Source organism: Nostoc sp. (assembly GCF_036917155.1).
Lineage (GTDB): Bacteria > Cyanobacteriota > Cyanobacteriia > Cyanobacteriales > Nostocaceae > Nostoc.
Genome location: NZ_JBALDZ010000162.1, coordinates 1 through 9,201, shown reverse-complemented (window position 1 = coordinate 9,201; position 9,201 = coordinate 1). Strand labels below are relative to the sequence as shown.

The 9,201-nt window shown below is 44.6% G+C and carries 8 protein-coding genes and 1 pseudogene; 1 reads left to right on the top strand and 8 read right to left on the bottom strand.

All coding sequences use genetic code 11. The features are described from left to right. Positions 1-330 precede the first annotated feature (330 nt). Positions 331-1,704: a hypothetical protein gene (locus tag V7K67_RS21655; RefSeq protein WP_334729923.1), complete on the top strand. Its 1,374-nt coding sequence runs from the start codon at positions 331-333 to the stop codon at positions 1,702-1,704. A gap of 719 nt (positions 1,705-2,423) precedes the next feature. On the opposite strand, the gene V7K67_RS21650 is transcribed toward V7K67_RS21655, so the two are convergent. From V7K67_RS21650 to V7K67_RS21615, 8 genes and pseudogenes are all read right to left on the bottom strand, one after another. Further along, entirely contained in the window at positions 2,424-3,191 is a 768-nt protein-coding gene (locus tag V7K67_RS21650; protein ID WP_334706768.1) for an SDR family NAD(P)-dependent oxidoreductase, read from the bottom strand. A 64-nt stretch (positions 3,192-3,255) separates the two neighbouring features. Next, positions 3,256-5,136 carry an FAD-dependent monooxygenase gene (locus V7K67_RS21645; RefSeq protein WP_334729922.1) on the bottom strand — a complete coding sequence of 627 codons (1,881 nt, stop codon included), beginning with the start codon at positions 5,134-5,136 and terminating at the stop codon, positions 3,256-3,258. A 739-nt stretch (positions 5,137-5,875) separates the two neighbouring features. Continuing rightward, on the bottom strand, positions 5,876-6,709 hold the full coding sequence (locus V7K67_RS21640; RefSeq protein ID WP_335168349.1) for a Uma2 family endonuclease: 834 nt from the start codon (positions 6,707-6,709) through the stop codon (positions 5,876-5,878). An 83-nt stretch (positions 6,710-6,792) separates the two neighbouring features. Further along, positions 6,793-7,221: a WD40 repeat domain-containing protein gene (locus V7K67_RS21635; protein ID WP_334729920.1), complete on the bottom strand. Its 429-nt coding sequence runs from the start codon at positions 7,219-7,221 to the stop codon at positions 6,793-6,795. 213 nt (positions 7,222-7,434) lie between these two features. Continuing rightward, complete coding sequence (locus tag V7K67_RS21630; RefSeq protein WP_335168347.1) at positions 7,435-7,680, bottom strand: hypothetical protein; 246 nt, start codon at positions 7,678-7,680, stop codon at positions 7,435-7,437. Further along, a complete protein-coding gene (locus V7K67_RS21625; protein WP_334729918.1) occupies positions 7,664-7,936 on the bottom strand; it encodes a BrnT family toxin in 273 nt (90 codons plus the stop codon). Before V7K67_RS21625 ends, V7K67_RS21630 begins: the two co-directional genes overlap by 17 nt. A 100-nt stretch (positions 7,937-8,036) precedes the next feature. Beyond that, the gene (locus V7K67_RS21620; RefSeq protein WP_099102210.1) at positions 8,037-8,315 is read right to left on the bottom strand and encodes a hypothetical protein; all 279 of its coding nucleotides are present in this window, start codon (positions 8,313-8,315) and stop codon (positions 8,037-8,039) included. 323 nt (positions 8,316-8,638) lie between these two features. After that, positions 8,639-9,106, bottom strand: a pseudogene (locus V7K67_RS21615) (Uma2 family endonuclease); the annotation flags it as partial. Positions 9,107-9,201 lie beyond the last annotated feature (95 nt).

Genomic DNA, 9,201 nt, shown 5'->3' with positions numbered 1-9,201 from the left:
TTATGGTTTTTAAAGACGTGACGGCGAATAAATTCGCCTGCCCCTTGCCCCCACGGATGAATCCGGGGGCTTCCACGGGGCGAGGTGTTTGGTGACTGTAGTCTAAGGGTTTAGGAGTATAGTCTTGATGAGTAATTCTTTAAGCCGCTCCACAGCCACCAAAGCTACCAGGGAACACAACAGAAGCCACGCGATAGAATATACACAAGAATGGGGGACAGATATGGGGTGCAAATAAATTGATAGAATGTTAGGATGACTACTATTTTAGATTAATAAAACAGTTAGAAATAATGGGGTCTAAACATTTTCATAGAACTTTTTAGAAATATGCTTCTGAATAAATTGCTGAGAATCTCTGCCAGTCAAAACCTATCCTTAAAAAAGAAAAAAATTCTATTAAAAAGTAAGCAAAATAACATCTTGAGATTAGATGTTAAAGCTGTCAAAAAAAGTCGAGAATCTATCATCTCTAAAACCAAGAATAGTTTTAATTATACAAGGATATTAGGAGTTGTCTCCGCTGCTAATGAAGCTGATAGCTTTTTACCTTATACCATTCCTAAAATTATTCAGCAAATCGCTGGTATGGGAATGAAAGGGGATATCATTATTGGACTGAATCATGGTTTTGAATGTCCAAAATTAATTCAATGCTTGAAATTACTGTCAAATCTCCAAATTATTCATTTGTATACCGAAGCAAAAACTACGAATAATATTCCAGCTAGGATATTTGACAATATAAAATGCATGGGTGAGCCTTATTACTTAGATAATATTTATCCGGAATATTCTCAACATAGAATATTTATTGTTCACCAAAAAGTTAGTCTACACTCATCAGGTAAGATCAGAGTCTTAGGCGATATTTATGGCTCATTACTATTAAAAAGTATAGAGAAAGGATGGATACCTCCTGAGTTCGTAGTAACTTTTGATGCTGAAACTCAGTTTTTAATAGATTCCAAATATTCAGGAGTGGAATCTAAGTTAGATGCTAATGGCTTGATGTTAATAGTTAATGAGTTGAAAAAAAGTCCACAAATCGATATTCTGAGTACACGTAATAAATTTGTAGTTTATCGAAAATCTTTCCTGGATGATGTAGAAATTCTTCTACCTGACTTTAGTCAGGAAGTACCTCCTATCCATTTGTTTTTAAATGCTGTACATGGGAGATTTTCTGGTTACAAGTGGAGTACTGGAAGTGGTATTGTTGCTAAAACAGATGCAATGATCAGTTTATTAGTGATAATTAGTAAAAGATATCCAGGAATAAGAATTGAGGATGTACAGCTTACTATATTAGCCTATCACGCTGGTTTCGGTTTCAATATTTCTCTGGATGCTATATCTATAAATAGGTCTCCTAATATAGATGAGAGGACTATCAGTAATTCCCTGAAAGCTGCTTGGATGGAGCAAATTTATAGATGGAATTCAGGCTGTAAGAGCTTGGAATTATGTTATGGTAAGCACAATATTATCCCAATAGTAGACGATAGATTTCCTTTGTTTGGTATCGCCGGAACATTTGATTTATTCCGACTATTGATGGAAAGTAAGAAGATCAATTTATATACTATTATTGAAACCGTAAAGTCTCTCATGATCGCCTTCATTACTTCCCGCATGATCAGAAGAAAAAGCTCAGATAATCCTGATATTTTGCAAGGAGCCACAGCAAAAGCTTCTTGGTAAATATTAATTAACGACCGTAGCGATCGCTTTTGGCATAGGGCGTTTGACGAACTCAGTGCAAGCGAATAGCGCAGGCTACTGGAGTCCGAAACAGCATAACTGCCCGCTCTGTGGTCGCCGATGAAAGCAAACAGTAGTACATAACTAGTACAACTTCCGGGCATAATATTGCTAAACAGACAGGTAAAGAGCCGAACTATCGCTGGGTCTAGCGTGTAAATAGAGCAGTTTTTCCATGTAATACATGGTAGGAGCGAGATTCGAGTGTCCTTGCTCCATAGATTACACGGAAGGGCTGATGTTGAAATGGGACATTCAATCCGATGATGAAAGTCAAAGAGGTTTGATTTTAAATGGGGTAAGACTTAAAAGGGAACAGGGAACGGGCAACAGGCAACAGGGAAATCCCCATAATTAAAATCAGGGGATTTGTACAAGGACACATTGAAACATCGTGGCTGACGCCATCTCGTTTCAAATATTTTTATCTCTTTTCATAAATAAATTTAGGGGCTTTAAACCCTGTATTCGGGGCTAATTTTTTTTCTGTTCCCTGTTAAGAGTTCCCTGTTCCCGCCCCGAAGGGGCTTGGTAATTATTTCAAGCAGGGTTGCCATTGGCAACCCTTTATCTTCCCAATCACAGAATGATTATTATTCTGATTGAGAGATTGTTTCTTGTTTTTTTTGGATAATTTATTTTTTGGAAGTCCCTTAGCCTTAGAACATGCCGCCATCAACCGCGAGCGTGCTGCCTGTGATGTATGAGGCGTCATCGGAGACTAGAAATGCCACCGCAGCGGCGATCTCTTCCGGTTGAGCCAGACGCTGCAATATTATCTGACTCTTGAGCAAAGCATCGGGCGATACGTTTTGTAGAGCCGGGTGGGTGTAGCGCTCGGCATTCTCTTGCGCCATGTCCGTTGCTGTGCCGCCAGGGGCGATCGCGTTGATGGTGATTCCACGTTCTCCTAACTCAGGAGCCAAGTTGAGTACCATTGCTGAAACTGCTGCTTTGCTGGCAGCGTAGAGCGTGTGATAGAAGGCCGCAAACCGAGCACTGACTGAGGAAGTCAGCACGATCCGTCCACCGGACGAAAGGTGGGGCGCCGCAGCCTGCGTAACAAACAGTTGGCCGGCAACATTCACACTGAACACCCGCTCGAAATCTTGGGGGGTGATCTCCTCCAGCTTTCCGAAATGCTCAATCCCAGCATTACTGACTAGAATATCGAGTTGACCGTACTTCTCAACTGAAGAAGTAACCAACTGCTGAATTTGGTCAACCTGATTCATATCTGCTTGGATTGCCGTAGCTTCACCGTCCTGTTGCTTGATTTGGTTGACAACTTCTTCAGCTTTCTCAGGGCTACGACTGTAGTTGACGACCACTTTAGCGCCTTCTTGCGCCAATTTCATCGCGATCTCTTTGCCAATTCCACGACTCGAACCTGTAACAATAGCTACTTTTCCTTCTAGTTTTTTCACTTGTAACTCCTTTGTGATTGTGTTATTAAACAACTGTGCCAGCTGGTTTACGTGTTCGAGATGGTCAGAGCTTACCGCGCGACTCAGCAATGGCCGCCTGTACTTTTTGGCGGACTTCGTTCCACACCTCGTCAAACTGCTGGCGCTGGTTCCCGAACCAGGCTTGGGCCTGCTGTTGACGCTCCGCACGGTCGGCCACCCGCTTCACCTCCACCTGAGCATCAATAGCGGCTTTCAGCGTGTTGGCGGCAAAGTGTTTGACCACGCCACCCAACTGGCGCATCTCACCGTCAACCACATCGTTCGCGCCAAAGCCAATGCCCGCAATTAGCGCGGTTGTGCCCGGTTGGACTAGCTCCACTAATTGATCCTTCACCGTTTCGTCATACGCCACCTCTGCTTTGTCCCGGGCTGCCCCAATGAACGCACCGGTGGCACCGCCAATCAACGTCCCAAGTGGTCCGGCCAACGCGCCAAGGAGCGTCCCAACTAACCCACCAGCCTTGGTACCTGACCGTTCATCGATCGCGCTGTACTGATCGAGCAGCTGCCACTCGCCCTGTGCGCTCCGCTTCACAACGCCTGCCCGCGCCAGCACCACCTGGCCATTCGCCGCAGCCTGCTTGAGCACGGAGAGCGCTTGAGTCGCCCTGGGGTCGTGGTCAAACTCGGCCACAAGAACCGTATCGACATTCGTTATGCGGACGGGCTTCGTTATGCCGCCCTGAGTCGGCATACTGCGTGCCACAATATCGAAAGATTTCAATTCCTTGCTGCTGTTCATTCCTTCGATAACGCGCGCCAGAGCTGGCAACGAGATCAGGGAAAAGACCGTGGCGCGCAATACCCGCTGCACTTCACTCTCCGGGGTAAAGATGACCCGGTCGGTCAACGCATCACGTTGTACCGCTTCCACGAAGGGACGCAGCCGCTCCTCCCAATTGTTGAAGGCTTGCTCCAGGTCGTCCGGGTAGATTTCGAGCATATCTCCCAGCAGTTCGCTTCCTGACAGGGCGGTTGACGCCCCCATGCCTGAATATAACGTCAGACACCATGCGGCATCACCGACCAGCGCGACACGCCCGTTGTGCCATCTGTCCATCTTGACTTGATCAACCGAAGCAAACGAGGCATCATCTGCTGCCTCGTACTGGTCGAGGAGCTGCCCCAGCAGCGAGCCAGTCGGTTGCTCCCCGAAGGCACGCCGCAACGACTCGATCGGCTTGCGCGAGAACTCCTCACGCACGTCATTGGTTTTGTAGGAGAACAGAACTGTACCGTTGTCGTCGGTATAGGCGAAGACCCACACGGACCGACCCGCCTCGACGAGAATCAAGCCTTCGTCTTCCCTGTAGCCCTCCAGGGGCTTGCTTAGCCTAACGGTGGCGATCATATAGTTCAGCGGTTCCAGATAGTCTTCGTGGGGACCAAACGCCAACTTGCGTACGGTGGAGCGCACGCCGTCGGCACCCAGGACGAGGTCAAATCGCTCCGTCGTTTCAACGTTCGTCGGAAGATGCTTAAGGGTCACTGTCGCGCTGTTTGCATCCTGGGCAATCGACGTTGGCGTGGTGGCGAAGCGAATATCCACGTTCGGTGGAAGCTGCTCAAAGAGCGCCTGTTCGATATCACCGCGCAACAATTTCCGCCCCTGCTGAAAACCATTAAACCCTTTGCGCCGCTCATCCTCCCGGTTGATTTCATAGGTAGGAGAGTTGGGGTCTGTCCGATCGGTCAAATTGTCCAGAATCCCCAGCCGCTTAGCCGTCGCTTCCCCAGCCTCAAAGAGCCACAAGGAGTGGCCGCCAGTCCGCCGCGCTGATGCCCGTTCGATAATCACGGGCTGCCAGCCGAGTTTGTGGAGGTGAATGGCGCTTGCCATCCCGGCGATGCCCAGACCCACAATCAATACCTGGCGGTCATCGGTGGTCGTTTGGTTATTCATAGCGTGTATCAATCCTTTCCTATCTCAAAATAGATGATTGCTTTTAGTCTGCTTACAGTGCTTCGCACTTTTAGTGAGAGCGCCACTCTGCGCGGCTCTCACCAAAAAATCTGGTGCTTATGCACTTGAAAAGTGCTGTAAATTCCTTCTATTTGGCTCGATGCTAGTACACCCACCTCTTCTTTGCTGGAGATTGCATTTGTACTTTCCTTCATTTTTGTTTCAGCTGAGTTAGTTTGAGCAGACGAAACAGTTTCGTATTGATAAAATCAGGATAAACGAAACAGTTTTGTTTTGTCAAGGGGGGTATTCCAATTCGCTAAAAGTCGGCTACAGATAAAGCCTCTAATACGAATGGCACTAAGAAAAGCTCTAAGTTATGCAGAATAAGCACTACAGCTTCTATTCTCTTGAACAGTGGAGCAGTGAAGAGATGGGTAGGTGCGATCGCTTCGCTGTGACTTGCTGGCGATAGCTGAATGGATGGAGCGATCGTGTACGGGTTGTTCCAAAATTTTTCTGAAAGAGAAAAAGTAAGTCTAATTATTCATCTTGTTCGCGTATATTTTACGCGAACAAGATTTTCTTTGTTTTACCCTCTATTTCTCCTTAACCGAGCAGTATTGAGAACTAATCTCATTATGAGATAGCTGTTTCGGCATCAGCTATGAAAGTTTTCAGTATAGATGATTCCTCAAAAGCAGAAAATTATCCTCCGTATTAGAAAAAAATCCTGAAGCTACAATAATTCATTTAGTTCATCAGGATTTATGCCTAACTGACGCAAACGTTCTGCTAATTGTTCTGCTTTTCGTTTGGCTTGAGCAGCTTCTTGTTTAGCTTCTATAGCTTCTTGTTCTGCAATGATAGCTCGTTCATTTGCAGCAGCAGCTTCCTCTGTGGGTGCGGGAATTAATTCTCCCGCCAAGGTGAACCACCTTAACCACAACCTTTCAATATCTTGAAATGAACCTTGCCATAAGCCTAAACTTAAATCTATCTCTGGCATTAGTAAGCGCCCTTCAGTCAAGTTCATCGGTTCATAGTGACCGCCGACTAACTGAAAAGCCTGAAGTTCATTAGTGTAGCAACTAAAAACAACATAGTAAGGAATCCGCAAAATTCGCTCATAAACTTCCCATTTGCTAGGAGGTTTATCTGCTGCACTTTCTCTTCTTGTCCCTAAATCTTCGTCTTCCGTACCTGGGGATAATAACTCAACAACCACAAAGGGGTTTGCTGGCTCTTGCCAAGTTACATAACTTAACCGTAAGTCTTGCCCTTTGTATAATTTTTGTACGCCTACTACACCAAACCAATCTGGGCGTTTATACCACAAAGGATGCTGTAAATCATAGTAGAGATTAAGGTCAGCCGCACTATAAACTAATTCTGGATTCCAGTTAATTGGCTGAAAAGTTAAGTATAAAAGTAGGGGCTGTAAAAAGTGAAAATCGTCTGGCAAACCTGGTTCCTCTGGGTTGTCACTTGGTAAATCATACATCGTTGGTAGGGTTTCCCAAGGAGGAAGCGGCGGATCAGATTGAGGGATATAGTGGGGAGAAGAATTCATAATCAAAATAGGGTTATAGTAACAACTTAATTTCCGCAGATTCTCCTAATGCTTCATTGACTACGATTAACTTACCCTGTTCATCAGCACCTAATTGCTAGCTTTTCCACTTGTTTATTTTCTTTACCAGTTTGCATTTCCAAAAGTTTGATAGTTTTGTCATGACTACCACTAGCTAAAATCTGCCCATTCGGACTGAATGCAACGGAATTAACTTCTTTGGAATGACTTTTAATGGTGTTTACACATTCCCAGGTCTCAGGAACCGCTACTACCAGTGTTGGGGATTTTGGAATTTGGATTTTAGATTGGAAAGTAGGTATTACTGGTTGTGTCGGAGTTATTGTCCCAACTTCTAACAAATCCAACCACTGCTGCACGGACTGGGGACGGAACTTGTAATTTAACGCCATCCCCTTCATAATTGCCTCATTCACCCGATCGCTAACACTAGAATTAAAATCTTTTGGTGGTTGCAGGGTAAAATTTTGCAGTCTAACTGGTGCTGACATAAATCTCAGTTTTTGGCAAAGCATATTTGAGGCAATTTTGATGCAGCCTACAATAAGCAGTGTATTCAATCGTAATCAACCTATGGCGATCGCATTTTTAGACTAAATGGGGCGACGCCGAATAGCCCGTCGTAGACATCGCTTTTGCTCGACAATATGATAGGGGAGCGTGATTAGCAAAAGCGAGAATAATTCATCAGTTGAGGCTAATAGCTATGCCTCTTTTGATGTAGCTACAGACTGTACACCCGCTTGGGATGATGTTTGTTGAATCAATCTTATCAATAGGCGCAGCCCTTCATTAACTGCCCCAGAATCTGGAAAAATTGCTGCTACATCGGGATCTAACTGGACAGTTAGGGTGGATCGTTTGCGTCCTTGACCCCGCGCTATAACTGGGAGTTGATTAAAGTCGTATTCAGGACGTAAGTCATCATCCATTTCAAAGGTCTGACTCATAAGCTTTGCGTTCCTTACGGGTAGCTGGACGGGCACTAATTAATCGCGTGATGCCTGCACGGTCAGTATAAGCGACAACTAGTAATCGCCCTTTGGCTGATTCTCCCATAATGAAACGTTGCTCTTGAAGGGAGTGTTCTGGATCGGCAAAGGTTAAAAACAGCGGATCGTCAAACACAGAAGTAGCTTCATCAAAAGAAACATTATGCTTGACAAGGTTGCTTCTGGCTTTTTCTTCATCCCAATCAAATACCATGTTCCTAATTTGCAACGACTTCTTTTCCCAAGCTTAAACTTTAAGCAATCTTCAGATCCCCGACTTTTCAAAAAAGTCGGGAATCTAAGTTAGATAGGGGTTATTGCGTTAAAATTTGACGGCTTAAAATACTCATGACTTCACCAGGGTTGGCGGTTGGTAGCAGTGGACTCCAATCTCCTACACTAGCATAGCCAATTACCTGCAAGTAGTGAATTGTACTGCTAACGGCTTTGGGAGAACCAATCAGTAGATGCTTAATCGGTTCTCTGTTGGGAAATGGCTGTGCAGTTGATTCCTTGCGGGTGGGTGTATCTAAATTTTCACCCAGGTATTGCTTTAACTGTGATTGGGCAGACTTTTGTAATTGTGCCATCATTGTATTTGTCTCCTGATAAAGGGGCTAGATAAGGGCGATCGCATTCTTCTTTCCGGGATTAGGCGATCGCCTTTATCATGTCTTCATATTAAGGTATAAAATTATACTTGTCAACTACAAATTTGAAAATTATTAATAATAACTTTCAAGTTTTAACGGGAATAAATTAGCCTTAGTTTTGGTAATATTAGTAACCCCTAATTAACAAAAACACTCTCAACTTTTGGCTGTAATTGGTATTATTTAAAATTTCATCTTTCTAAAAAAATGCTAGATTAGCAAAAAATTTGCTAATCTAGCAAACCTGAATTATTTACGGAAGTCTAATCTTCTGGCTCAATTCCTGCCGCCCGCAATTGTGCTGCTAGTCGTTCAGCACGTTGTCGTTCTTGTTCGGCACGTTGGCCTTCCTGTTCGGCTAACTCGGAACCCCAAGGCAAAAGGTTTCCTTGTTCATCCCACCACCGTAACCACTTTCCTACACGATTTTCACGAGTACCTTGCCATACCCCAAGGTAAAGATTCATTTGGGCTATCCAATAGCGTTGATTTTCATCAGGTTCTTGCAAGATGTACTGTTCTGTGTGTAAGCGATACATCTCTAAACTGCCGCTATCTGGTTCAAAGATGATGTAGTTTGGTACTTTTAAAATGCGCTCGTAGAAAAACCATTTTCCTGGGGGATATGTCGCTTTGATAGAATACTCTGTCTCCTGTGTATCGGAAACAAATTCCATCACAATTACGGGAATGTCACCCTGTAGTTGAGGTGTGTAACTGCGTATTACTTCCAGGACTTACGCAACTGGCACAGGCGATCGCTAACTACTAGTACCTTAGTACTGTATAACTGACGCAACTGGCACAGGCGATCGCTGACTACTGG